The organism is Halorubrum ejinorense (assembly GCF_039522565.1).
Taxonomy (GTDB): Archaea; Halobacteriota; Halobacteria; order Halobacteriales; family Haloferacaceae; genus Halorubrum; species Halorubrum ejinorense.
The window spans coordinates 403,109-427,941 of sequence record NZ_BAAADQ010000001.1 but is presented as its reverse complement, the minus strand read 5'-3'; the positions used below and the strand labels follow the sequence as shown (position 1 = coordinate 427,941).

The following is a 24,833-nucleotide window of genomic DNA, read 5'->3' as shown; positions in this document are numbered from 1 at the left end:
GGGTCGGTCCTGCTCATCGGCGGCGCGGCCGGCGCGGGCGGCACCGACCGCTCCGCACGCGCCGCGCTGTTCGCGGCCGCGCTCGGCGTCGTCGACGCGCTCCCGTACGGCGTCGGTCTCGCCCTCGCACCCGCGTCGGTCCCCGAGATGGCGGCGAACCCGGCGACGCGGGCGGCCCTCGTTTCCGGGATGCCGGCCCCGATCGTCGCCGGCGCGGTCGTCGGCGGGGCCGTGGCCCCCGTGGTTCAGGCGACGGTCACGGAGGACACCCTGACGCTCCTCGCCGGCTCGGCCCTGTTGCTCGCGGCGCTCGCGGCGGGGGCGTCAGACCCCGTCCCACTGGTCACCGGCGGGGTCGGCGGCGCGGTCGCCGTCGGTGTCCTCTGGGCGGTCGACCCCGACCGCTGGCGTCCCTGAGTTCGGGCCCCGATCGGCCGCCCGCCGATCAGTTCCCCGGCCGCTCGCTTTCGGTCTCCAACTCGATGTCGCGGTCCGCCTCGCGGGTCGCTTTTTTCGGGCGAGGTCGACGTTGTCCGAGTCTCACGTCCTGTCCGTCTCTCGTTCGCGTCCGGATCCCGGTCCGCGCTTCTCGCCGAACTGCTCGGCGGAGTCCTCGCAGTCGGACTAGGTGGGGGTTTGACGCCGCCAGTTGGGCACTGTCGCGACCACCCGTAACCGGAAATCACCGGCGCAGTCCCCGCCTCGGCACCGCCCGTTCGTGGATCGGAGGAACGTCTCCGCTCTCCCAATATGAAAGTGAGCTTGTCATACTACAATCTTGTTGGTAATACTTATCCCAGTGGAGTCTGTGAGGTCCGATACGGTTCACACGGCTACACTCACGTTACGCTGTAAGACCGTCTCCCGAGCGACACGACTGCGGTCGGACCCACCAGACTGGGACCAGAGAGCGGCAGCGGCAATCCAACGCAATCGGTCACGTTCGAGATGACCAAGATGAGTGAAAGCGAAAACGCAACCACGAACGCGAGTACAGGCGCAGACAGAGAGACGGACATCTTCTCGGAGCGAAGACAGCTGAAGCCCTACGAGTACAGCGAGTTTCTCGACTACGTCGAGGCGATCCGGAACAGCTACTGGGTACACACGGAGTTCAACTTCGACGGAGACGTCCAGGACTTCAAGGTCAACACGACTCCCGCTGAGCAGACCGTCATCAAGCGGACGATGTTGGCTATCGCGCAGATCGAGGTACAGGTGAAGACGTTCTGGTCGGACATCTACGCGGAGATGCCCAAAGCCGAGGTCGGGAACGTGGGGATGACCTTCGCGGAAAGCGAGGTGCGGCACATGGACGCCTACAGTCACCTCCTCGACGTGTTAGGAATCACGGACGACTTCGAGCAGGTGACCGAGGAACCGGCGATGAAAGAGCGGATCGAGTATCTCGACGAGTACTTGGAAAAGAGCGAGAGCGACGACGAACGGGAGTACGTGATGAGCATCCTGCTTTTCAGTACGTTCGTCGAACACGTGTCGCTGTTCAGCCAGTTCCTCATCATGACGAGCTTCGACAAGCACGAAAAGAAGTTCAAGGGAATCGCGAACGCCGTCGAAGCGACCAGCAAGGAGGAGCAGATCCACGGGCTGTTCGGGGTCGAGCTGGTGGAGACGATCAGAGAGGAGAACCCGGACCTCTTCGACGACGACTTCGAGGAAGACGTCCGAGAAGCCTGTCAGCAGGCCTACGAGGCAGAGACGGAGATCCTGGACTGGATATTCGATGACGGCGAACTGGAGTTCCTGCCCAGGGCGCACGTCGACGCGTTTCTGCGAGACCGGTTCAATCAAAGCCTGGAAAACGTCGGCGTGGAACCGATATTCGAGACGGACGACGACCTCCTTGAGGAGACGCGCTGGTTCGATGAGGACATCATGATGACGAAGGATAACGACTTCTTCAGCAAGCGGTCGACCACGTACAACAAACACACGCAGAGCGTTACCGCCGAGGACATGTTCTAACAATGGCACAAACGGCACTCGAAAGCGTTGAGCAACGGCATACGGAACCGTTCTACTGGCTGAACGAGGACAGTCGGGAGTTTCTCAGAGAGGGATACCTGCTCGAGGGCGTCGAAGCGGAAGAGAGAGTCAGACAGATAGCGGAGCGCGCCGAAGAGATTCTGAGCGAGGAGGGGTTCGCGGACAGGTTCTACGAGTACATGAGCCGCGGCTTCTACAGTCTCGCCAGCCCGGTGTGGTCCAACTTCGGACTGGACAGAGGCCTTCCTATCAGCTGCTTCGGCAGCTACATGGATGATAACATAGAGAGCATCCTCTACACCCAAGCCGAGGTGGGCGAGATGACCAAGCAGGGCGGCGGCACGAGCGGGTACTTCGGTGAGCTGCGGCCGCGGGGCAGTCCGATAACGAACAACGGCAAGAGCAACGGGAGTTACAGTTTCACGGAGCTGTTCGATACGATAATCAACGTCATCAGCCAGGGCGAAACCCGGCGAGGGCAGTTCGCCGGCTACATCGACGTCGAACACGACGACCTGGAAGAATGGCTTAACATCAAAACCGAGGGTGACCCGGTACAGGACATCTACTACGGCGTCATCATCGGTGACGACTGGTTTCAGGCGATGGTCGACGGCGACGAAGAGAAGCGAGAGATCTGGGCGAATATCATCGAGACCCGGATCAACATCGGCGTCCCGTACATCATCTTCCGGGGGAACATGAACGAGGGGAAGCCGCAGGTCTACAAGGACAAGGAGTACCAGATTAACGCGTCCAACCTGTGTACCGAGATCGCGCTGCCGGCCACGGCGGACGAGAGCTTCGTCTGCTGTCTCTCGAGCATGAACGCGCTCCACTACGACGAGTGGAAGGACACCGACGCAGTGGAGACACTGACGCGGTTCCTGGACGCGGTGATGGAGGAATTCATCCAGCGCACGGAGGGAGTACGGTTCATGGAGCGGGCCGTGCGGTTCGCGAAGAGACACAGAGCGATAGGGATCGGCGTCCTCGGGTGGCACAGCTACCTCCAGCGCAACATGATCCCCTTCGACAGCATGGAGGCGATGGAGAAGAACGGGGAGCTGTTCCGGACCATCAAAGAGCGGAGCTACGAGGCGAGCGAGGCGCTCGCCGACGAGTTCGGGGAGCCGGAGGTTCTCGAGGGCTACGGCAGGCGGAACACGACGACGATGAGCGTGGCTCCGACGAAATCGAGCAGCGTCATTCTGGGTCAAGTCAGTCCGAGCATCGAGCCGCTGAAATCGAACTACTTCGTGCGAGACGGTGCGAAGCTGAAGTCGACGCAGAAGAACAGATTCCTTCAGGCGATACTGGCGGAGCGAGGCGAGGACACGCGCGACGTCTGGGACAGCATCGCGAACAAAGACGGGAGCGTTCAACATCTCGACTGTCTGACGGACGAGGAGAAAGAGGTGTTCAAGACCTTCGCCGAGATACCACAGATGGCGATCATAAACCAGGCGGCACAGAGACAGAAGTACATCGACCAAGCACAGAGCCTGAACGTCTCCATCGACCCGAGCGAAGTGAGCGTCAAGGAGATCAATCAGCTCTACATCGAAGCGTGGAGGAAAGGAGTCAAGAGCCTCTACTATCAGCACAGCGTGAACGCCGCACAGAAATTCAGTCGAGATATCCTCGAGTGTAGAGCCTGTGAGAGCTGATCGCCACTCGTAGCGGCTCGCCTCCCGCCTCAGTCACTCCGTCCCCGGCTCCGGATCGATCCCCCGGTCCGCCTCGTGGTCGACGTCCGGTAGCCGTGAGTCGGGCTTACGTCCCCGGCCGCTCGCTTTCGGTCTCCAACTCGATGTCGCGGTCCGCCTCGCGGGTCGCTTCCTCCTGTTTGGCGAGGTCGACGTTGTCCGCGTCTCGGGTCTCGTCGGTCCGGAGGTCGCTGTCGGCCACGGTGTCGAGCTGTTCGAGGGCGCTCTCGATGTCCTCTAACCCGAGCAGCTTCTCCGTCTCCTCGTCGAACTCCTTGCTGTCGAGCCCCTCCATCTGCTGGACGTCGGAGCCGGAGAGCGCCTTGCCGTAGCGGCCGACGAGGCTGGTGAGCTCCTGCGGGAGGACGAAGGTCGTGGACTCGCCCTTGCCGATCTCTTCGAGCGTTTCCATCCCGCGCTCGATGATGGCGCGCTCGCCCATCGATTCCGCGGACCGCGCCCGCAGCACGGTCGAAATCGCGTCACCCTGCGCTTCGAGGATCTGCGACTGCTTTTCACCCTGCGCGCGGATGATGTTCGACTGCTTGTCACCCTCGGCCTGCTCGACCGCGGAGCGCCGTTCCCCCTGCGCTTCGAGGATCATCGCGCGGCGGCGGCGCTCGGCGCCGGTCTGTTGCTCCATCGCGCGCTGGACCTCCTGTGACGGGCTCACCTCGCGGACCTCGACGGCCTCGACGCGGATCCCCCACTCGTCGGTGGGCTCGTCGAGCTCCTCGTTGATCCGGTTGTTGATCAGCTCCCGCTGTGAGAGCGTGTCGTCGAGTTCCATGTCGCCGATGACGGCGCGGAGGGTCGTCTGCGCGAGGTTGGAGACGGCGTTCTTGTAGTCGTCGACCTCGAGGAACGCCTTCTTGGCGTCCATCACCTTGATGTAGACGACGGCGTCGGCGGTCACCGGCGAGTTGTCCCGCGTGATCGCCGACTGGCTCGGCACGTCGATCGTCTGCGTCCGCATGTCGAACGCGTACGTCCGCGAGACGAACGGCGGAATGAGGTGAACGCCCGGCTCGAGCAATTTCCGGTACTCGCCGAAGACGGTGAGCGCCTCCTTGTCGTAGGCGTCGACGATCTCGACGGCGCTCACGACGGTGATCGCCGCCAGCAGGATCGCGAGCGCGCCGACGCCGGCAGCCAGGCTCTGGCTGAGGAGGGCGAACCCGACGAGCAGCGCGACGCCGAGCGCGAGGTACTGCCAGACCCCGTCGGGGATCTCCGCCAGCAGCTCCTCCATCTCGGTGGACTCGCCGCGGGGACCTTGTGTTCCCATACCCGAGATAGCGCCCCGACGTTGTTAACGGTTGGCACGTACACCCCCGATCGACCCGGCTCGGGCTCGCCCCGTCGGCACCGCTCGTCTCCGAAGCGCGTCCGACTCCTCGGTTCGTCTCCGAGATACCGGAAACGCACGGGAAGGCCGGTCGGCTTTAACTGCTGGGCCGCGATAGCTCGATCCATGCCATCCGACGATGGGGACGACGGCCGCCAGTTCCGCACGCGAAGCGTTCACGCGGGAGCGGACCCGGACCCGACCACCGGCGCCCGCGCGACGCCCATCTACCAGACGACCGCCTATCAGTTCGACGACGCCGACCACGCGGCCGACCTGTTCGCCTTGGAGGAGGCCGGCAACGTCTACTCCCGGCTGATGAACCCGACCAACGCCGCCCTCGAAGAGCGGATCGCCTCGCTCGAAGGCGGCGTCGGCGCGGTCGCGACCGCCTCGGGCATGGCCGCGCTCGACGTGACGACGTTCCTGCTCGCGTCCGCGGGCGACAACATCGTCACGTCCTCGGCGCTGTACGGCGGCACCTACACCTACCTCACCCACTCCGTGGAGCGCCGCGGCGTCTCGACCCGCTTCGTCGACCCGCTCGATTACGAGGGGTACGCCGAGGCCATCGACGAGGACACCGCCTACGTCCACCTGGAGACCATCGGGAACCCGGCCCTGGTCACCCCGGACATCCAGCGGATCGCGGACATCGCCCACGAGCACGGCGCCCCGCTGTTCGTCGACAACACGTTCGCGACGCCGTACCTCTGCCGGCCGCTCGAACACGGCGCCGACCTCGTCTGGGAGTCGACGACGAAGTGGCTCACCGGCAACGGCACCACCGTCGGCGGCGTCGTCGTCGACGGCGGCTCGTTCCCGTGGGCCGAGCACGCCGAGAAGTACCCGGAGATCGCACAGGACAACCCCGCGTACCACGGGATCAACTTCGCCGAGCGGTTCGGCGACGCCGCCTTCACGTTCGCGGCGATCACCCGCGGCCTGCGCGACCTGGGCGACCAGCAGTCGCCGTTCGACGCGTGGAACACTCTCCAGCAGACGGAGTCGCTCCCGCTGCGGATGGACCGCCACTGCGAGAACGCCGGCGTCGTCGCCGAGTACCTCGAAGACCACGACGAGGTCGCGTGGGTGAACTACCCCGGCTTGGAGAGCCACGAGACCCACGAGGAGGCGACGGAGTACCTCGACGGCGGCTACGGCGGGATGCTCACCTTCGGCCTCGAGGCGGGCTACGAGGCCGCGCGGGCGACCGTCGAGGAGGCGGACCTGGCCTCGCTCGTCGCGAACGTCGGCGACGCGAAGACGCTCGTCATCCACCCGGCGTCGACGACCCACCAGCAGCTGACCGAGGAGGAGCAGGAGGCCGCGGGCGTCACCGCGGACATGGTGCGCCTGTCGGTCGGTATCGAGGACCCCGCGGACATCGTCGCCGACTTGGAGGCCGCCATCGAGGCGGCGACCGCCTAGCCGCGACCCGCCCGTTTCCGACGGTGTCGGCTCCGTTGAAATCCTCGGGCACTGATAGAACCTCTGTGCGAGATACAGAGGCTGTACTCGTTAGAAGCTGGTAACCGGTTCAGAAATCGAGTCTCTCTTTCATTGGGACGTGTGATAACCGTGGACCTCGTTTTAATTTCAGATGGTATCTAAAGTGGTACTATAGTAGGACAACGGTAATGACACCTGAGATTAGTTCTCTGTTAGGAGATTCTGTGCCGACTTACAAAAAGAAACGAGATGTTGATAGGACGGAACTGTCAGAAGAGACTGTATTCACGTTGCTCTCGGCACGGCGCAGGCGAGAGATGCTCTGTATCCTCACACGGTCGGGTGGTGAGACGACTGTCGCCGATATGGTAGCGGAAGTTGCCCATAGAGAACACGGCAAGGAGGCTAACGCGGCCAAGCGAAAGGCGATATACGTATCCCTACATCAAACACACATCCCGAAATTCGTGGAGGCGGAGGTATTAGAGCACGACGTGGCGAATCGGACCATTCGCCTCATCGGTCTTTGGAAGCAACTGTACGCCTATCTTGAATTCGACCCGCTGGAAACAAAACAGGGGCTATTATCTCGGATGTTTCGACCGAAGACCGGTAGAGCGGCGGACTAACTCTTTCTTACTCCTGTCGATGGATGGGGGGCTCTATTCATCAAAAACGCAAGCAATTATGCCGAACAATGCTGTTGACGCAGGGATTGACGGCGTCCAGTAACTGTGAGCGGTTCGTATCGCATGAATACACATTTTTGATTTCGGGCTGTCTTGATGCGAGATACGCGCTCTCCATTCAGCACGCCTCCAAGAGCATCTCACCAGTTGCGGATTTCAACGGAGCCGACGGTCCCTCGTTCTCTCGCCGAGCTATCGTCCTCCCGACCTACGCCTCGAACCCGTCTTCCCACCGGAACGTCCCGTTCCGCTGGACGACCTCGCCGTCGACTTCCATCCGGGAGTCGGCGCTCACGTCCGTGATCATGTCGACGTGGACCGCGCTGTCGTTGCCGGACTCGCCCTCGGGCAGGCAGGCGTCGTAGGCGCGACCGACCGCGAGGTGGACGGTGTCGCCCATCTTCTCGTCGAAGAGGATCGAGTCGGTGAAGCGGTCGATGCCGCGGTTCATCCCGATACCGAGTTCGCCCAGCCGCCGGGCGCCCTCGTCGGTGTCGAGGACGTCCGCGAGCGCTTCCTCGCCCGACTCCGCGGCGAAGTCGACGACCTCGCCGTCCTCGAAGGTGAGGTGGACGTTCCGGACGCGCGTCGCCTCGATGGTCATCGGCACGTCGAAGAACACCTCGCCCTCGGTGTCGTACGGCGCGGTGAACACCTCGCCGGAGGGCAGGTTATGCGAGTCGTAGGCGACGGAGGCCGCGGAGTTCACGGCTGTGCGGCCCGCGATCGACATCGTCACGTCGGTGTCGGGCGCGTCGTCGCGCTCGGTGACGATACGGACCTCCTCGCCGGCGTCGAGGACCTCTTTCATCTGGGCCATCTCCTCGGCGAGCGCCTCCCAGTCGCGGAGGACGGCGTCGTAGACGAAGTTCTCGTACTCCTCGTAGGCCATCCCCGCCTGCTGGGCGAGGCTCCGGGTGGGGTGGACCGTCGACACCCAGTCGGTGTCCATCCGCGCCTCGCGGACGCCCTGCCGCGCCTTCGCGTACGCCTGCCGCGTCGGACGGTCGACGTCGGCGGTCGCGGTGGTGTTGCGTCCGCCGCCGATCTGGAGGTAGGCGTCGGCCGCCTCGAAGAGCGCGCGGTCGACGGCGGGGTCGGAATCGAAGTCGTCGACGTCGACGTCGCCGTCGGTTCCGGCCTCGACGCCCTTCAGGTAGGCCCGGGAGAGTTCGTCGGAGCCGTACAGCGTCGTGACGTTCGCCCCGCGCTCGCCGAGCGCCGCGGCGACCGCGACGCCGAGCTCGTGGGTGTCCTCCGCGACGCTGACGACCACGTCGTCGCCGGCCTCGACCCGCGCGCTCCAGTCGACGAGCACCTCGGCGTGCTCGCGTACGCGTTCGTCCATTACACTGTGTGTCGTAGCGGAGCGGTAAATCGGTGCCGAGACGAGGATTATCTATTAGCTGTCGACGACGCGGTGGTCGCTCATTTCTAAATGGTCACTCGCAGGTCGGCCGAGAACTCCGCCAAAGCCCCAGTCGGGAGGCGGGCGCAGGCGACGTAAGCACCGCAAGGAGCGAACGAAGTGAGCGACTGAGGAGCGCAGCGAGCGTGCGCCCGCCTCCCGACTGCCCCTTTGAGTCCCACCCCGCACCGCACAGCACCTCACGCATCCCCAGCCTCGTCGCTGGCGGCTGGCGCCGCCAGCGACTCCCTCGCGCGTGCGACTCGCGGCCGCTGGGGGCGGCCGCTCGCCGGCACCCGCCGCCGCGTGTCGTTCAACTCCCCTCGTCGAGGGACGCCGAGGCCGTCACCCGGGCTCTCCGCGAACGGCCTCGAAGAGCCCGACCGCGAGCAGCGCGACGCCGACGGCCCCGGCTCCGAGCTTCGCAAGCCCCATCGCGGCCGGCCTCGGTCGGCCCCCCGAGTACGTCCCGAGGACCCTGTACGACTCCCCGTCGACGCGCAGGTTGGCGACCCCGCTGAGCCGGTCCGCGCAGTTGGTCTCGCCGAGCGCCCACTCTCCAGAGGCCGACGTGCGCTCGACGAGGATGTCGTGCGATTCCGGGGCGATCCGGTACCCCCGAATCGAGACGTTATTGCCGTCCGCGAGGGCGACCGCGGTGTCGGCGCACCGCGCGGGGAGGTCGGTGGCGTTCACGGTCGGATGTTGGTCGAGTCCCGGTCCCGCGTGGTACGTCGCCTGCCAGCGAAAGACGCCCACGTCTGCGATCAGGACGAGCAGCAGGAGGGCGCCCGGGACGACGAGGAGCCTGCGGTCCATCGCGCCGGGCGGATAGCTTCGAGGGAAATATAGGCCTTGTGTGGTCCGTTCGCGGGCTACGGCGCCGCTACTCCAGATCGAGCAGCGCCGCGATGTCGTCGAGGTAGTCGTCGTAGACGCCGACCGCGGACTCGATCGGGTCCGAGGAAGCCATGTCGATCCCGGCGAGTTCGACCACGTCGAGCGGGTACTTCGACCCGCCGGCCTTCAGCATCTCGCGGTAGTCGGCCGCGGCGGACTCGCCCTCGTCTAAGACGCGCTCGACGATGGCGGCGGCCGCCGAGATGCCGGTCGCGTACTGGTAGACGTAGAAGTCGTAGTAGAAGTGCGGGATCCGCTGCCACTCGCGCTCGATGCCGCCCGTGAGCTCGGCGGGCGCGTAGTAGTCGCCCTTCAGGTCGGCGTACATCTCGTCGAAGGCGTCGGGCGTGAGCGCCTCGCCGGCCTCCACGCGCTCGTGGATCCGCTGTTCGAACGTCGCGAACATCGTCTGGCGGAAGAGGGTGGAGCGGAAGCGTTCGAGGTACTCGTCGAGGACGTGCGTCCGGAGCTCGTCGTCCTCGACCGTGTCGAGCAGGTGGTGCGTGAGCAGGGTCTCGTTGACCGTGGAGGCGATCTCGGCCACGAAGATCTCGTAGCTCGCGTCGTGCCACGGCTGCGCGTCGCCGGCCAGCTCGGAGTGCATCGAGTGGCCCAGCTCGTGGGCCAGCGTGAACATCGAGGCGATGTCGTCCTGGTAGTTCATCATGATGTACGGCTGGGTGTCGTAGGTCCCGGAGGAGAACGCGCCCGAGCGCTTCCCGCGGTTCTCGTACACGTCGACCCAGCGCGAGTCGAGCCCCTCGGCCAGCCGGTCCTGATACGCGTCTCCGAGCGGCGCGACCGCCTCGATCACCCACTCGCGGGCCTGCTCGTACTCCACGTCGGGGCCCTGATCGCCCGTCAGGGACATGTAGAGGTCGTGGCTCTCGAGCTGGTCGACGCCGAGCGCCTGCGCTTTCAACTCGGCGTGCCGGTGGAGGGTGCCGAGGTTGTCGTCGACGGTGTCGACGAGGGTGTCGTACACCTCGACGGGGACGTTCGAGCCGTCGAGCGCGGCGGCGCGCGCCGAGTCGTAGTCGCGGATCTCGGCGCTCGTGACGTGCTCGCGGACGGCCTTCTCGAGGGAGGTCCCGACCGTGTTGCGCACGTCCGCCCACTCGTCGTAGAACGTCTCGTGGACGCGCCGGCGGAACTCGCGGTCCGGGTTCGTCTGGAGCTTCGTGAAGTTCGCCTGCGTGATCTCGACCTCCTCGCCGTCGGGGTCCTCGACGACGCCGTAGGTCATGTCGGCGTTCGTCAGCATCGAGTAGATCTCGCCGGGGGCGTCGGTGACCTCGGAGAGGTCCGCGAGCACCTCCTCCACCTCGCTCGACCGCGTGTGCGGTTTCATCCGCAACACGTCGTCGAGGTAGTGCTCGTACTCGACGAGCCCGGGCTCGTCGTCGAGGAACGCCGCGACGTCCGCGTCGGACAGCGACTGGAGCTCCGGTTCGAGGTAGGAGATCGCGCTCGACGCCTCGGAGCCGAGCGACGACGCCTTCGCGGACATCGCCTGGTACTCCTGATTCCGCGTGTCCTCGGCGCTGCGAAGCTGCGCGTAGGTCATTACCTGCCGGAGCTCCCGGAAGATCTCCTCGCGCAGTTCGAGCAGTTCGAGGAGCGTCGCCGCGTCCGCCGTCACGCGACCCTCGTAGGCGCGGAGCTCGTCGATCTGCTCGCTCACGGCCTCGTAGGCCGCCTCCCACGCCTCGTCGTCGGCGTAGATGCCGTCGAGGTCCCACTTGTACGCCGCGTCGATCTCCGATCGTTCGGGAACCGAACTCATACCGTTCGGGTCGGCCTCCCGCACACTAAGCCTTGTCAAACCCCGCGCGTCGAGCCGATACGCGTGGGAAACGTTAGCTCGTCTCTGCCGCGTCCCCGTCGGCCCACTCCGCGAGGTCGACGATCAGGACGAGCGCGTCCTCGCCGTCGCGGTAGTAGCCGCCCACCCGCCGGATCGGCTCGAACCCCTCGTCGGCGTACAGCGACCGGGCGGGGTCGTTGCTCTCGCGCACCTCCAGTCGAACGACGGCGACGCCGGTCGCGCGGAGGCGGGCGAGCCCCGACCGGAGGAGGGTCCGACCGATCCCCTCGCCGCGGGCGTCGGGGTGGACGGCGAGGTCCTTGATGTGGCCGATGTCGCGGCCGTGGTTCGGCGTCCGGTCGGCGACGATGTAGCCGACGACCGCGCCGTCGCGCACCGCCACGAGGAACGCCGGCTCGTCTAACAGCCGCTCGAAGGCGTCGTGCGGCCACGGGTCCGAGAAGCAGGCGCGCTCGATCCGGACCACCGCGAGGAGGTCGGCGCGCTCGACTTGCCGGATCGCGACGTCGACGCTCACGGACCGGCTTGACGCTCGCGGGGAATAAACGCGCCGGGGTTCGCTCACCCGTCGATCCAGGGTTCGTCCCTCCCGGCGTCCGTCGGACCGGGGGCACACACTTCGAAACAGGCTCCCTCGGGCGTTCGGAGCCGTCTGCCGTCCGGGAGGTCGACGGGCCCGTCGGCGACCGACCGCAACTCGACGCTCCACCCGTGCGACTCGACGACCTCGCGGACGATGTCGAGCCCGTACCCCGTCCCGTCCGCCCGGGTGGTGAACCCCGACTCGAACACCGCCTCGCGGTCCTCGGGATCGATCCCCGTTCCGTCGTCGGCGACGAGGAACCCCTCGTCGGTCGCGGTCACGAGAACGGTGAGCCCGTCGTCCCCGTCGATCCGGGCGCCTTCGCTCGGGCCGTTCTCACCCGCGGCGTCGTCGGGACCGGTCTCCGTTCCCCCCGCCGCCTCGGGTCTCGCGTGTTCGGTCGCGTTGCGGAACAGGTTCTCCAAGGCCTGTCGCACGCGACCGCGGTCGCCGCACACGCGGGCGTCGCGGGCGACGACCAGGTCGGCGCCGTCGCCCTCGGCGGCGGTCTCCCAGGCGTCGGTCGCGACGCTCGCGAGCCCGAACTCGGTCGGCTCCTCCATGCCGGTACCCTGTCGCGAGAGCGTGAGCAGCTCGGAGACGAGCTGGTCGATCCGGTCGACTGCGCGCTCGCCGCGTTCGAGCGGGTCGGTCTCGTCGTTCAGCCGCGCCATCTCGATCGAGCCGCGGATCACGGAGAGGGGGTTCCGGAGGTCGTGCGAGACGATGCTCGCGAAGCGGTCGAGCCGCTCGTTGCGGTCGGTGAGTCGCCGCTCGCGCGCCTTCCGCTCGCTGACGTCTCGGGAGTTGATGAGCAGTTCGCCGACGGGGCTGTCGGCCGGCAGCGACCGGGTCCGCGACTCCAGCCAGACCCAGTCGCCGTCGGCGGTGCGGTAGCGGTACTCCAGCGTCGGCGCCGCCTCGGGTTCGTTGAGCGCGCGGTAGAACCGCTCGGTCATGCGCTCGCGGTCGTCCGGGTGGACGTAACCGAGCGGGGAGCGCCCGACGGTCGAGCCCTGTTCGTAGCCGAGCACCTCGGCGACCGAAGGGCTCTCGTAGACGACGAGGCCGTCCTCGTCGACGACGGTGACGAGGTCGGTGCCGTATTCGAGGAACGCGCGGTACCGCTCCGGGAAGGTGCGGTCGGCGTCGACGCGACGGACGGTGACGATCCGCCCGCCGAACTCCGGGGCGAGCTCCTCGTCGACGACGGACTCGACCCACGCGTACCCGCCGCTCGCGCGGCGGAGGCGGTGGGTGACCGTTCGCGTCGTCGCGCACGCCGACAGCGCGTCGGCGACCGGGTCCCGGTCGCTCGGGTGGACGCGGTCGAGGAGGTCGCTCCCGACGAAGGCGTCGCGGTCCACCCCGACGACGTCTGGCACCGACGGCCCGGCGAACAACACCTCGCCGTCCACGGCGACGGCGAGGACGAAGCGGTCGGCCTCACGGCGCGGCGGCTCTCCGTCCGCCGGTCTCGGATCTCCCTGCGCCGGTCCGCGGTCGAGGCCAACGGGCGGAGTCGACGCGGACCCGCCCTCGGTGCCGTCCCCGTCGCGAACCGACCGGTCGCCGATGCCGCGTGGAATGTCGGCTGCGGCTCGGGCGTCAGTGTCGGCGGAATCGCCCTCGTCGGCATCGCGGCCGGGCGTCGACGTGTCGGATGGCCGGAGGGTCACTGTCTATTCTACCAGTGATGCGGCGGCCGGGTAGTAAAGCACCACGGCGAGAATATCGAGTGCGATAACTAGAACGGACCGACACCCGCCGGATCCGGCCGGCGGCGCGGTCCTTCGGGAGCAGTCGGTGGCGCGGTCGTCGACTTTCGGTGACGGACGCGAACGCCGGTTCCACGCGGTTGGTACGGTTATCGACTCCGGCATCCGACGCGTCGACGCGGCCGGTCGACCTCTCACACCTCGTCGACGACTTCCCCCTCGGCCCACGCCGCCTCGAAGCCGTCGCCCACGCGCGTCGCGAACCCGCGGTCGCGCAGGTCCAGTATCCCGAACAGCCGGTCTGGCGCGAGCGGGTCGGCGACCTCCAAACACACCTCCTCGCCGTCGATGAGGTAGAAGTTCCCGTAGGCGTCCTCGGTCACGCGCAGTTCGAAGGGCCCCTGCGCGATCGTCAGCGTCGCGCGGTCCTCGTCGACGGCGGCTCGGGCGTCCTCGAACACGTTCGGCGATATCAGCACGGAGACGTCGACGCCGCTCCGGATCGCCGCCAGGAGGCGGTCGAGTAGCTCCGGCCCCTCGCGGTCCACGTCGAACTGCGCGGAGACGTCCGTGGCGACGACGACGATCGACTCCTCCGCGGCGTCGATCCGCTCGAAGAGCAGTTCGAGTGAGTCGTCCGCGCCGACCGCGGCGGTCCAGAACCGCTCGCCCGTCGTCTCGGCGTCGGCCAGTCGGTCGATCAGCTCCGACTTGCCGGACTCGTACGTCTCGATCCGCTGTCGCAGTTCGCGCTGTTTCGTCTCGACCAGCCGGTCGACGGCGACTTCGGGCTCGACGGGGGCGTACCGCTTCGGCTCTCGGTCGGTCTGGACGCGGACCAGTCCGCGGGACTCCAGCCCCCCGAGCGCGTCGTAGATGCGGCCCTTCGGCACGCCGCTCTCGTCGGCGACGGCGGCGGCGGTTCCGGTCCCGAGCGCGAGCAGCGCGCGGTACGCCCGGTCTTCGTAGCTCGACAGGCCGAGGTCGCGGAGCGACTCCATATCCCTCGTAGGCACGTCCCACACAAAGCAACGGCGTTCGCCGGCGGCGACCATATATAAATAGTCCGTGAACAACCCGAACCGGTTTCGATTTTCTCTGTCGATCCGCGATCCGTTTCGTCCGGAGAGTATTCGATAGCGGTCCGGATCACGCGACGAAGCCGCGTCTTTGTCGACGGCGTCTCCACCGACGCCGATCAGATAACTTTCGAAAACAGACACGTTGTTGTCGGAGGTTCCCGAAGGGTATTACGTCGCAGTCTCGTAGCCGAGGGTACGTAATATGAGTCGAATCCGGACGGTCGCCGTCCTCTTCCTCGTCGCGTCGCTCCTCGCGACCGGGACGGTGGTCGGGCAGCAGGCCAACGACACGGTGCGCGGCGACCCCGATATCGAGGCGTTCGCGCCGGAGACCGCGTTCGTCCCCGGCGAGGAATCCACGCTTCAGGTGAGCCTGAACAACCGCGGCGACGTCGACGCGCAGGGGGCCGACAACCTCGAGACCGAGGTGGTGACGGCCTACGAGACGACCGCTCGGATCCTCACCGGCGACGCGACCGACCGCGAGGTCCCCTTCGACGTGCGGACCGGCGAGCAGGCGGTCGGCGACGTCGGCCGCGGCGTCACCGGCCCGGTCGAATTCACCGTCGTCCCCGACGCGGACGCCGACCCCGGCGTCTATCGCGTCCCGATCCGTCTCGAGTACCGGAACGTGGAGAGCGCCGAGGTCGACGACGGGTCCACCGTCCGCGACGAGGAGATCGTCACCGAGACGGTGTTCGTCTCCGTGGAGATCACCGACCGCGCGCAGTTCGCGGTCGTCGGCGTCGACGGCGTCGTGCAGGCCGGCGACAACAGCATCGTCGACGTGACGATGCGGAACGTCCGGAACGAGACCGCCTACGAGGCCAGCGTGGCCGCGAACCCGATCGACCCCGACCTCTCGTTCGCCACCGACGCGGGGACGACGGAGACGTACGTCGGCGCGTGGGCGCCCGGCGAGAACCGCACGTTCTCGTACCGGCTCGCCGCCGCGGGGCAGGCGACCGCGCGGGCGTCGACGCTGGAGTTCGACGTCGACTACCGCGACGCCGAGCGCGCCAACGCGGCGGCCCGGACGGTCCGGACGGGCGTGACCCCGCTCTCCCGACAGGCGTTCACCGCCGAGGGACTGAACAGCACGCTCCGGGTCGGCGAGGACGGATCGTTCACCGTCGAGGTCCGCAACCGCGGTCCCCGCGACATCGAGAACGCGGTCGTCGTGTTCAGCAACGAGGCGCCCGCCCCCGACGGCGTGGGCCAGGAGACGGTCCAGTCGGACCCGAACATCGTCCCCCGCTCGACGCGGGACACGGTCGGCGACCTCGCGGTCGGCGAGACGGCCACCGCGACGTTCGACGCCGGTCTCCGGACGGACGCGAACCCCGGCGAGCGGACGGTCAACGTGGCGGTCCGCTACCGCGGCCTCGCCACCGACGAGGGCGTGAGCGTGAGTCGGACGGACAACGGCACCATCTCGCTCGCGTCGACGGGGTCGGCCGGCGACGTCATCGTCTCCGACCCGCTCGACGTCGTCGTCGACGTCGCCCCCGAGGCGGACGTGTTCTCCGTGTCGCCGGCGCCGAACGCGACCGTCCCGTCGACGGTCACGCCGGGGTCGACCGTCCGCTACAACGCGGTCGTCCGCAACACCGGTCCCGAACCGATCTCGGACGTGCAGGCGAAGCTGTTCGTCGACTCGCCGCTCTCCTCGTCCGACGACGAGGCGTTCGTCACCTCGCTCGACCCGGGCGAGGAGACGACCGTCACCTTCGAGATGGAGGTCGACGGCGGCGCCACGCCCAAGACGTACTCGGGGGCCGTGGACTTCCGCTACGACGACGCCGACGGCGACGAGCAGCTCTCGGACACCTACCGGCTCCCGGTCGAGGTCGTGCCCGCCGACGACAGCGGCGCGCTCTCCTCGCCGCTCGGGATCGTCGCCCTGCTCGGCGTCGTCGCGGTCGGCGGCGCCTTGGTCTGGCAGCGCGGCCGAGTGAGCGAGGCGATATCGCGGCTCCGTCGCCGCCTCCGATCCCGATAGATGGACCCCGTTACCCGGCTCTTCGGCGCGATCACTGACCGGGTCATCGAGCAGCCGCGCCGGGTCGTGATCGCCTGTCTCGTCGTGACCGCCCTGTTCGCGCCCGGGATGGCGCTCCTGGAGGCGAGCGCGGGTAGCGACCAGTTCACCGACGGGATCGAGGAGGCGGACGCGCTCGACCGCGTGAACGAGCAGTTCGAGCCGGCCTTCGGCGGCGACGACCCGACGACCCAACTGATCCAGCGCGACGTCAACGTGCTCGACCGTCGCGGGCTCTTGGACATGCTGGCGACCGCCGAACGGCTCTCCGATCGCGACAGCCAGCGGGTGACGGAGTTCTCCGCGGCCGCGATGGACGTGGCCGCCGAACTCGACGAGGACGCCGACACGCCGGCGGCGGCCCGCGACGCGATCGAACGAGCCAGCGAGGGCGAGATCGAGGACGCGGTCGCCGCCGCCGCCGAGGATCCCGGCTTCGCGACCCTGCTCTCCGACGACTTCAACAGCGAGTCGGGGACGGCCTCCGCGGCGCTCGGCGTCGTCTCGCACTCGTTCCCGGCGTCGGCCGACACGCAGGCGCTCCAGGGCGAGGCGCAGGTAATCGCCGAACAGGCCCCGGGCGACGTCACCGCGTTCGGGGGCGGGATCGTCAGCGACGAGACCGAACGCGTCATCTTCGACTCCCTCGGAATCGTGGTGCCGGCGGCGCTCGTCGTCATCCTCGGGCTGCTGGCGTACGCGTACCGCGACCCCTTCGACTTCGTGCTCGGCGGGGTCGCGCTCCTGATGACCGTCGTGTGGACCTTCGGGTTCACCGGCTACGCGGGGATCGCCTTCTCCGAGGTGTTGATCGCGGTGCCCGTCCTCCTCTTGGCGATCGGGATCGACTTCGGCATCCACACGGTGAACCGCTACCGGGAGGACCGCGCCGCGGGCGCGTCCCCCGAGACGGCCATGCGCGGCGCCCTCGGACAGCTGGTCGTCGCGTACTCGATCATCACGGGCACGACGATCATCGGCTTCCTCGCGAACCTGACGAGCTCGCTGCCGCCGCTCCGGGAGTTCGGCCTCGTCGCCGGGCTCGGCATCTGTTTCACCCTCGTCATCTTCGTCGGCTTCCTCCCGGCCGCCAAGCTGATCCTCGACCGCTGGCGCGCGGAGCGCGACCTCCCCGAGTTCGGCTCGCAGCCCCTCGGCGCCGAGGACTCCGTCCTCGGCCGGCTCCTCCCCCGACTGTCCGCCGTCTCGCGGCCCGCGCCCGCCGTCTTCCTCGTCGTCGTCCTCCTCATCACGGCGGGCGCCGCGGGCTACGGCGCGGGCGTCGACACCACCTTCGAGGACGACGACTTCCTGCCGCCCAGCGAGCAGCCGGCGTACGTCGACTACTTCCCCGGGCCGCTCCAGCCCGGCGAGTACACGGCGACGGAGACGATCGACTTCCTCTCCGACAACTTCGCCACGAGCGAGGACGACACCGTCACCATCTACGTGGAGCGGCGCATGACCAGCGACAGCGCCCTGCGCAGCCTCGCTCGCGCCGAGCGCGATCCGCCCGACACGTTCGTCACGGTCGACGGCCGCGCCAGCGTCGACAGCGTCCAGAGCCCGATCGACGCCTACGCCGCCGAGGATCCCGAGTTCGAGCAGCTCGTCGAGAACTCGGCGCTCGACGGCGGGCGCCCGAACCGGAACCTCGACCGGATCTACGCCGAGTTGCGGAACTCGGGCTACGACGACTTCACCGGCGAGTACCTCGCGGACGACAGTCGGTCGACCCGGGTGGTCTACGCCGTCGAGTCGGACGCCAGCGACGCCGCGATCGCCGCCGACGCCCGCCGGGTGGCCGACCGCTACCGCGGGGACGCGATCGCGACCGGCCAGATCGTCGTGTTCCAGGCCGTCGCCGACACGATCTTCGACTCCGCGATCGTCTCGCTGGCGGCGGCGCTCGGGCTCTCGGCGGTGTTCCTCGTAATCCTATTCTGGCTGCTGCTCGGCAGCCCGACGCTCGGGCTCGTCACGCTCGTCCCGGTGACGGTCGCCGTCGCGACGCTCACCGCCACGATGCGGCTCGCGGGCATCCCGTTCAACGCGATCACCGCGACGATCCTCGCGATCACTATCGGGCTCGGGGTCGACTACACCGTTCACGTCGCCCACCGGTTCCACGACGAGTACAGCGCCGGCGGCGACGTCGACGCCGCGGTGGTCACCACCCTCCGCGGGACCGGCGGCGCGCTCACCGGCACGTGGGCGACGACCGCGCTCGGAACGGGCGTCCTCGTGCTCGCGATCACGCCCATCCTCGGCCAGTTCGGCCTGCTGACCGCCGCCAGCATCACGCTCGCGTACCTCGCCTCGCTCATCGTGTTGCCCCCGGCGCTGGTCGTCTGGGTCGCCGCCGTGGAGCGCCGCCCCGGACTGCTGTTCGTCGGTCGCCTGCTCGCCGCCGCCGACGCCATCGACGTCGACGTGGACGACGGGACCACCGTCGACCGGCCCCGGACGGACGGCGGCGCCGACGCGGCGGTCGCGTTCGACGACGGAGCCGACGAGGCAACCCGCACGGACGGCGGCGTCGACGCGTTCGAGTGGCAGACCGACCCGCGGTCGTCCGCCGACGATCCGAGTCAGAAGCGTTAAACGCTCGCCGCGGATATCGCGTCGTGAGGGCGCGTAGCTCAGCGGACAGAGCACTTGGTTCCGGACCAAGATGCCGCGGGTTCAAATCCCGTCGCGCCCGTATAGCATCTGACCTCTTAGGGTCAACATCGATCGCGCTTCCGTCACGCGATTTTCGGTCGGCCTTTATACGTACCCTACGTTGAGTCCGACACGAACCATGTCGCCGCCTCTTGCGTATGGTGATTTACTGCTTCAAAAATAAAATTACTGGCGTTATCTAAGCCGGGTATTCGATTCTGCGCTTTATCTCTCTCAGCCGTTCCATCACGTGTTTTTCTTCTCGCACTTTTCCGCCAGCGTTTATTTCACAAATCAAATATTCGGGATAATCAAGCCAATGAACGTATTGTTCTCTGTGCGCGATTTTCATTTCTATATTACCATCATCATCGAACCAAAATTGCGCACGAACCTTGTGATCCCGCGTTTTGGGTTCTGCTTCGATGATTTTAGATAGTTCATCATTTGTCGGTTCATATTCAATCATAGCCTGTTCTTGTTCGCCAGTTGGATCTGTTATTTCCATAGCAAATGTATGTAATAGTTCTGAAAAAATGTTAGGGAATTTGATGAATATATGATCAGATGGCTCTGTTGAAATCCTCAGGAAGTGATATATTCTGACCCGGTTGCGGTCAATACAGAAGAAGTGGAAATCACCCGTATCTGACGGTTTTAATACTGTTGTTGAAAATGAAGCAACATGATCCCGAAGAAGGCTATTACAGTATACATTACGCTCCCTTGTCTCCTATATGGCGTATTCTTTGTCTTAGCAGTCACACGGTATTCCGGCATGATTGAGAGAAATACGCTGTATGCCGCACACACAGTATTTGGTGGTTACATCGCCTTCATTGTCTACACAAAACGAGACCAACTGACCGCGGTGTAAGCACTCTTCAGCGACCAGCTGTTTCAGATAATAATGTGTCTGAAGAATAGGATTTCAACAGAGCCGATCAGATAATATCTGCTCGTTCTAATTGTTCTGCCACCTGCGCATCTGACAACGACCAATAATGGTCTCGAAACGTCCCGTGATCATCCCACCCACCCCAATCCATCACTATATCGGATGGGAGACCGCTATGAACCAGTCGTGTCGCCCATGTACGTCGCATATCGTGCGCACTCACATCATCGGCGTGCGGGTGGTCAATTGATTCAGCGGCTTGTGAGACCCAATTCTGGACGGTTCTCTTAGCAACGTCTATAATTGGGTCACCTTGGCTCAATTCCAGCGTATTGGCTATTGTCCTGATTTGATTTCGTGTCTCCGGGGTGATCATTGTCTGTCGTGTCCCATACTTCCCATCAACTACCGTGAGTAGGTCATAATTGGCGTCTGTGGTCTCGATGCTGTCTTTGCTAATGTTTGGTACCTCTCCTACTCGGAGACCGCTGAAAAGCATTAGACGGAGTGCCAACTGTTTCTTAGGCGATTCATTGTAGTGTTCGGTCATCTGTTCTTGTTCGGTCTCGGAAAGCCAACACCGATAATATCCTGAATCTGTTTCTTCTAATTTCATATAATTATATGTCAGCATTTAAATTTAATAAGTGTTTTCGTCTTTTCCAAGAGTTTGGCGAAAATAAAATGGGTTCTGTACCTGTTTATCCCCTGCTTTGAGTCTATACCAGAGAGAATTTTTCACATTTTACAAGAATATGTGAATATTAATATATGTCTGTCATCACGTATCCGTCTTTAGTCTTTTCAGCCCATCCAATATCACGCCAAGTAACAATTATCCTATCCATTTCATCACGAGGCATATCTACCATCTTCACTAATTCTGATCTGCTTAGTGGGCCGTAACTTTTGATCAAATGCGATAACATCCTACTCTTATAAGGTAATGATTCGACTTCCATACCAATTTTTCAATGCTTATTCAAATAAATGCTTGTTTCTGTTGCGGACTATCTCCCTGTTTTGACTTCTACTTTATTTATGGTTTTACCCCTCAAATCTCTCCAGTCATGCGTTTTGACGCATGTCAGTTAAATTTATTAATCTCACAGACAACCGTACGAGCATGAAGTGGCGTACCACAAAAGTAGATCTCGATTCCCATGTATTTGGGTCGGACGTAGAAGAGATTGAGTACCTCACCAACTGGTGGGTCATTGACCGCAGTAGCGGTACTATTGTTATTGGTCTCGATAACTGTCGCCTATGTTTGCGGAACGATCGACTGATCGCAATTGTCCGTGTTCGTGACGATCTGGACTCGATTTCAAATAAGCATGAGATCTTAGAGGTTGTGTCCGAATTGACCGGCAAAATTATTCGAAAGCTGGAATAAAAACCGATATTTTATTGAACATACCCCAAAAAATACCTGTAGTCAACAATTCCTGTTTGAAGGGTTGGTTCGCTCGTACTGTCGAATAGGCCACCACTTACAAGCAATTAATATGCTTGGAGTAATCACCTTGTTAACATTCAATGAGCGAAAGTCCTCCCAAAGAAGCTCGATTCCACAGCCTGCTATTCACCCGTCTCAAAGACTATATCGACGAAAATCAGACACCTTTCGCAGAACCGACTACTGAGCAAGATGTAGATGGTAGAGAAGCAGATATCTATATTCCGAGCCACACAAATGGTAGCCTGGTAATTGAAGTCAAACGGAGTGACACTTTCCCACGAAGAAAAGATGTAATCAAGCAGGCCCGCGATTACGCAGACGATCTTAACGCAGATTTTTTCGCAACCTGTAATTCTGAATCATTTTTCTTATTCAACTATCAAGGGCAAATTGATCCTTCCGATATTCCGTATTACTCTCTCAAACTGACAAACAAGTCTGTTAAAGAATCTGTTCCGGAGATTTTGGAGGCAGTCTCTACGCTATACAATCAAGGGGAACTACCCCGTCAAACAGAGAGGGATCGTGTGGTTAATCTCCTACATTCGTTTCACGCATCTATTTGGCCCGCATATAAATACGAATCTAAGCAGACATACAATAGTAACGAGAAATTCATCAATCAATTCGACAAATGGGTACACGAGAATGACTATTCCAGTCTCTCAAATGAAGAACAGCATGAGGTAGCGGCTAAACAGTACGCATATTTACTCACCAATAAGATTCTATTCTATGAAGTCGTTAGGGAAAAAACACCAGATAATATTCCCACAGCAAGTGGAAATTCGCTTGAACCACTAACTGGCGTTACCACTATTGACTATCTCGACGAACATATCCGCCGTAAATTTGACAGTATCGTTGAAGAGATCGACTACAAGCCAATATTCAATAATGACAGTAGTTTATTTGAGAATTTCCCCGAGAACAAAAAGACGAAAAAAGACATTCACAGCTTAGTAGAAGATATAGAAAATATCTCAGTCGGGGACATTGACGAAGATCTTCTTGGTGGAATCTACGAAGAGCTTATCCCTAAGACCGAACGGAAAGCCCTTGGACAATTCTATACGCCTCCCAAGATTGCGGAAACAATTGTTAATTGGTGCCTCCGCATGGATAACAACGGTACTGATGACAGTACCATCTCCCGGATATTAGATCCCGCATCTGGAAGTGGAACGTTTAGTGTTGAATCGTATAAGGGGCTGAATAAATCCTCACTAAGCTCCGGCCACCAACAAATAATTGATAACATAGTTTCTATTGACATTAACAGGTTCCCGCTTCACCTTACTGCTCTAAACCTGGCGAGTCAAAATATCAATGAAAAGACAGATGCTATCCACGCGTACAATGATTCCTTCTTTAATTTTGATCCTGATACTAACTTCCTTCAGGACTCACGGATCGATGACAATGCGGAAGAAGAATCTGAAGAGGAAATGGGATTATTTGATGCTGTCGTAGGAAATCCTCCGTACATCAGACACGAGAGTCTTTATCCAAATAAAGAGCATTTCCGAGAACATCTCAAAACATTTGGTTCAAAAAGTCGGACAACATATTATGATGGTAGTAAAAGCCTCTCTAAAAAATGTGATGCGTATATTTATTTCGTGACTCATGCTACACAGTTCCTCCGAGAAGGTGGTCGGCTTGGTTATATTATCCCGACAAAATGGATGATGACAAGATACGGTGATAGCTTCCAGACATTCTTACATGATCACTACAAAATAAATGCTGTTGTTGGGTTCTCAAATCGTTCATTTGAGGATGCCCTTGTGGATACGGCCCTACTCCTAATTGAACGGTGTGAGGATGAATCTGAGCGGCGTGACACTACAACGCGATTTATTCGTATCAAGAAAAAAATGGAACCTGAAGATATTGTTGATACTGCTGATTACAATTTTAATTTAGAGAGCGATGACGAGCTGATCCTCCGGAACAGACCCAATTATAGAATCGTAGCAGTAACTCAGTCCTCGCTGGAAAAAAGATCTTCCTCCAAAATTGCTCACTACCTCAAGGCTCCGCAAGACCTTATTGAACTAACTGAGAACCAGACTATGGTTTCGCTTGACACCTTAGCTGATGTGTCATACGGTAACAAAACCGGTGCTAATGACTTCTTCTTTTTGTCTGAAGATGATTTAGAGACCTGGCCAATTGACGATCGGTTCTATCGCCCGGCACTCAAAAGTTATCGTGATGTACAGGGGCATACAGTCACAAAAGAAGATACAGGGCTGTATATTCTTGATGTAAATGGCTATATTAATGAGATTAAAGAAGATACACAAGGTCTTGCTTCGAATGCTGACCTTACAGAAAGGGCTAAAAACGCTCTAAAACGCGATGGTTATGATGTACTTGCCGAGTACGTTGAACATGGTGAACAGCAGGGCTATCACAATAGATCCACTCTCAAGTCTCGTGACGTTTGGTTCAATATGGGTGATCTTGAACCGCCACAACTTGTTCACCCATACGGCATTGATGAGCGAGTCGTCGTTGTATCTAACGCCGACAAGCTAATTCCATCTAATCGAGTACAATGTATAAATATAGACCCTGAAGTCAAATCGGATGTTTTTGCGGGCTATCTCAACTCCACCGTTCATTCTGTTCTTCTTGAATTTTGGGGAAGGAATGAAGGGGGTGGATCTCTCGAAATTATGACCTATGAGCTTGAAGAAATACCAGTAGCAAACGTGTTAGACATGACTGAAGATGAACAGAACGCTATTTCAGAGGCCTACAAAAGCCTAATAAATGGTGATGAAAATGCGCAAACCAGACTTGATTCAGCTGTTCTTAGTGCTATTGGTTCAGATATTGAAGCAGAAAAGCTTCAAGAAATGCGTAGTGTAGTTACTGAGAGTCGTGTCCAAGGGGCCAAAGAAACAGATGTACTTGTGGGGGATCTTGACCAGTTTGACGAGGTTGGAACCCGAAGTTTCCACCGTGGAGGTCTCGATGACGATCCCGACTCCGGTAGCAATTCCTCACTATCTGACTTTTAGTCTGATGAC

General features: G+C 62.1%; 18 protein-coding genes and 1 tRNA gene. 9 read left to right on the top strand and 10 right to left on the bottom strand.

The features are described 5' to 3' along the window. From ABDZ89_RS02170 to ABDZ89_RS02160, 3 genes are all read left to right on the top strand, one after another. The coding region (locus ABDZ89_RS02170) for a hypothetical protein (RefSeq protein WP_343776230.1) at positions 1-417 on the top strand (417 nt) is incomplete at its 5' end. A 540-nt stretch (positions 418-957) separates the two neighbouring features. Further along, entirely contained in the window at positions 958-1,986 is a 1,029-nt protein-coding gene (locus ABDZ89_RS02165; protein WP_343776228.1) for a ribonucleotide-diphosphate reductase subunit beta, read from the top strand. Positions 1,987-1,988: 2 nt separating this feature from the next. Further along, positions 1,989-3,677 carry a ribonucleoside-diphosphate reductase subunit alpha gene (locus ABDZ89_RS02160; RefSeq protein ID WP_343776227.1) on the top strand — a complete coding sequence of 563 codons (1,689 nt, stop codon included), beginning with the start codon at positions 1,989-1,991 and terminating at the stop codon, positions 3,675-3,677. Between the two features lie 106 nt (positions 3,678-3,783). On the opposite strand, the gene ABDZ89_RS02155 is transcribed toward ABDZ89_RS02160, so the two are convergent. Continuing rightward, positions 3,784-5,004, bottom strand: a complete 1,221-nt coding sequence (locus ABDZ89_RS02155; RefSeq protein WP_343776225.1) for an SPFH domain-containing protein — start codon at positions 5,002-5,004, stop codon at positions 3,784-3,786. A gap of 186 nt (positions 5,005-5,190) precedes the next feature. Here ABDZ89_RS02155 and ABDZ89_RS02150 point away from each other — a divergent pair, with 186 nt between their 5' ends. Then, positions 5,191-6,495, top strand: coding sequence for an O-acetylhomoserine aminocarboxypropyltransferase/cysteine synthase family protein (locus tag ABDZ89_RS02150; RefSeq protein WP_343776223.1), 1,305 nt, complete (start codon positions 5,191-5,193; stop codon positions 6,493-6,495). A 209-nt stretch (positions 6,496-6,704) separates the two neighbouring features. Then, on the top strand, positions 6,705-7,145 hold the full coding sequence (locus ABDZ89_RS02145; protein ID WP_343776221.1) for a DUF7344 domain-containing protein: 441 nt from the start codon (positions 6,705-6,707) through the stop codon (positions 7,143-7,145). A gap of 268 nt (positions 7,146-7,413) precedes the next feature. Here the strand turns inward: ABDZ89_RS02145 and ABDZ89_RS02140 are convergent, their stop codons facing one another. The 6 genes from ABDZ89_RS02140 to ABDZ89_RS02115 all read right to left on the bottom strand — a co-directional run bounded on the left by ABDZ89_RS02140 (position 7,414) and on the right by ABDZ89_RS02115 (position 14,643). Then, positions 7,414-8,553 (bottom strand): aminopeptidase, encoded by a 1,140-nt coding sequence (locus ABDZ89_RS02140; protein ID WP_343776219.1) that lies wholly within the window; start codon positions 8,551-8,553, stop codon positions 7,414-7,416. Between the two features lie 405 nt (positions 8,554-8,958). Further along, complete coding sequence (locus ABDZ89_RS02135; protein WP_343776218.1) at positions 8,959-9,432, bottom strand: hypothetical protein; 474 nt, start codon at positions 9,430-9,432, stop codon at positions 8,959-8,961. Between the two features lie 67 nt (positions 9,433-9,499). Beyond that, positions 9,500-11,299: an oligoendopeptidase F gene (gene pepF, locus ABDZ89_RS02130; protein WP_343776216.1), complete on the bottom strand. Its 1,800-nt coding sequence runs from the start codon at positions 11,297-11,299 to the stop codon at positions 9,500-9,502. Positions 11,300-11,372: 73 nt separating this feature from the next. Then, a complete protein-coding gene (gene rimI / locus ABDZ89_RS02125) occupies positions 11,373-11,858 on the bottom strand; it encodes a ribosomal protein S18-alanine N-acetyltransferase (RefSeq protein ID WP_343776214.1) in 486 nt (161 codons plus the stop codon). Positions 11,859-11,902: 44 nt separating this feature from the next. Further along, positions 11,903-13,603 carry a PAS domain-containing protein gene (locus ABDZ89_RS02120; protein ID WP_343776212.1) on the bottom strand — a complete coding sequence of 567 codons (1,701 nt, stop codon included), beginning with the start codon at positions 13,601-13,603 and terminating at the stop codon, positions 11,903-11,905. A gap of 233 nt (positions 13,604-13,836) precedes the next feature. Beyond that, entirely contained in the window at positions 13,837-14,643 is an 807-nt protein-coding gene (locus ABDZ89_RS02115; RefSeq protein WP_343776211.1) for a TrmB family transcriptional regulator, read from the bottom strand. Positions 14,644-14,926: 283 nt separating this feature from the next. On the opposite strand from ABDZ89_RS02115, the gene ABDZ89_RS02110 reads away from it, so the two are divergent. The 3 genes from ABDZ89_RS02110 (at position 14,927) to ABDZ89_RS02100 (ending at position 19,469) form a co-directional block, all read left to right on the top strand. Beyond that, positions 14,927-16,726: a COG1361 S-layer family protein gene (locus ABDZ89_RS02110; protein ID WP_343776209.1), complete on the top strand. Its 1,800-nt coding sequence runs from the start codon at positions 14,927-14,929 to the stop codon at positions 16,724-16,726. Further along, the gene (locus ABDZ89_RS02105; RefSeq protein ID WP_343776208.1) at positions 16,727-19,369 is read left to right on the top strand and encodes an efflux RND transporter permease subunit; all 2,643 of its coding nucleotides are present in this window, start codon (positions 16,727-16,729) and stop codon (positions 19,367-19,369) included. A 27-nt stretch (positions 19,370-19,396) separates the two neighbouring features. Further along, positions 19,397-19,469: transfer RNA gene (locus tag ABDZ89_RS02100), tRNA-Arg, on the top strand. A gap of 159 nt (positions 19,470-19,628) precedes the next feature. Here ABDZ89_RS02100 and ABDZ89_RS02095 read toward each other — a convergent pair. The 3 genes from ABDZ89_RS02095 to ABDZ89_RS02085 form a co-directional block, all read right to left on the bottom strand. Next, positions 19,629-19,937, bottom strand: a complete 309-nt coding sequence (locus ABDZ89_RS02095; protein ID WP_343776206.1) for a hypothetical protein — start codon at positions 19,935-19,937, stop codon at positions 19,629-19,631. A gap of 436 nt (positions 19,938-20,373) precedes the next feature. Next, positions 20,374-20,943, bottom strand: coding sequence for a tyrosine-type recombinase/integrase (locus ABDZ89_RS02090; protein WP_343776204.1), 570 nt, complete (start codon positions 20,941-20,943; stop codon positions 20,374-20,376). A 148-nt stretch (positions 20,944-21,091) separates the two neighbouring features. Then, entirely contained in the window at positions 21,092-21,289 is a 198-nt protein-coding gene (locus ABDZ89_RS02085; RefSeq protein WP_343776202.1) for a hypothetical protein, read from the bottom strand. Positions 21,290-21,866: 577 nt separating this feature from the next. On the opposite strand from ABDZ89_RS02085, the gene ABDZ89_RS02080 reads away from it, so the two are divergent. After that, complete coding sequence (locus ABDZ89_RS02080; RefSeq protein ID WP_343776200.1) at positions 21,867-24,824, top strand: Eco57I restriction-modification methylase domain-containing protein; 2,958 nt, start codon at positions 21,867-21,869, stop codon at positions 24,822-24,824. Positions 24,825-24,833: the final 9 nt, after the last annotated feature.